Source organism: Streptomyces pathocidini, assembly GCF_001418495.1.
Lineage (GTDB): Bacteria > Actinomycetota > Actinomycetes > Streptomycetales > Streptomycetaceae > Streptomyces > Streptomyces pathocidini.
The window spans coordinates 1-1,113 of the sequence record NZ_LIQY01000320.1; the positions used below are offsets into that span (position 1 = coordinate 1).

General features: G+C 73.4%; 2 protein-coding genes. Both read right to left on the reverse strand.

Going from position 1 to position 1,113, the window contains the following annotated elements; translation table 11 throughout:
* Positions 1-130: 130 nt before the first annotated feature.
* Positions 131-955 (reverse strand): aminotransferase class IV, encoded by an 825-nt coding sequence (locus AOK16_RS16140; RefSeq protein ID WP_055472939.1) that lies wholly within the window; start codon positions 953-955, stop codon positions 131-133.
* Positions 952-1,113 (reverse strand): chorismate-binding protein (locus tag AOK16_RS26550; RefSeq protein ID WP_205627701.1); only part of this gene is annotated, 162 nt, incomplete at its 5' end. The genes AOK16_RS26550 and AOK16_RS16140, both read right to left, overlap by 4 nt.

Here is a 1,113-nt window from a genome sequence, read left to right on the forward strand (position 1 = left end):
GCGCTGCCCGTCGGGGCCGTGCTGTTCCGGCCCGGTGGGCCGCAGGGTGGTGGTCATCAAGGGGAGTTGTACCGGCTGGGCACTTCCTCGTCACCCCTTTTCGTCCGCGGGGCGCACGGCCCGGCCGGGCTCAGCGCGGGTCCGGGTCGGCCGCCGAGCGCTCCTCGAAGATCCGCATCGCCTTGGCCGTGACGGGTCCCGGCGCGCCGCTCAACTCCCGGTCGTCCACGCGGTGGACGGCCTGGACGTCGCGGAGGCTGGAAGTCAGAAACACCTCGTCGGCGCGTTCCAGGACGTCCAGCGGCAGGTCGGTTTCCGTGGCGCCCGCCCAGTCGGCGACGAGAGCGCGGGTGATGCCCGCGAGGCAGCCGGAGGCCAGCGGCGGGGTGTGGAGTTCGCCGTCGAGGACGACGAAGACGTTGGAGCCGGTGCCCTCGCACAGCTGCCCGACGGTGTTGGCGAGCATGGCCTCGGTGGCGCCGTGCTCGTGGGCGCGGGCGAGGGCGACGACGTTCTCGGCGTACGAGGTGGTCTTGAGGCCCGCGATCGCGCCGCGCTCGTTGCGGGTCCAGGGGACGGTCACGACGGCCGTGGTGTCGGCGCGGCGGGCGGTCTCGCCGAGCGCGACGACCAGCGTTGCCGGGGCGGTTCCGCGGTCGGAGCCGAGCGGGGAGAGCCCGCCGGTGTAGGTGATGCGCAGCCGGCCGTACGAGACGGGGTTGGCCGCCACGACCTCGTGGCAGGCCCGGCGCACCTCGTCGAGGTCGGGTTCGGGCAGGTCGAGGCCGCGGGCCGAGCGGGCCAGCCGCTCCAGGTGCCGGGTCATGGCGAAGGAGACGCCCCCGCTGACCTTGATCGTCTCGAAGACACCGTCGCCGACCGTCAGTCCGTGGTCGAGCACGGAGACGCGTGCGGCGTCGATGTCCCGCAGCGCTCCGTCGAGCCAGATCCTCATCGCAGAGTCCTCCCGGTCTCCTCGTACGTACCCGACGCTACCGCGAGCAGCCGGGATGCCTTCAGTTCGGTCTCATCCCACTCCCGCTCGGGGTCCGAGCCCCAGGTGATGCCCGCGCCCGTGCCGAAGCGCAGCGTTGGGGCGGCGTCCGCCCGGTC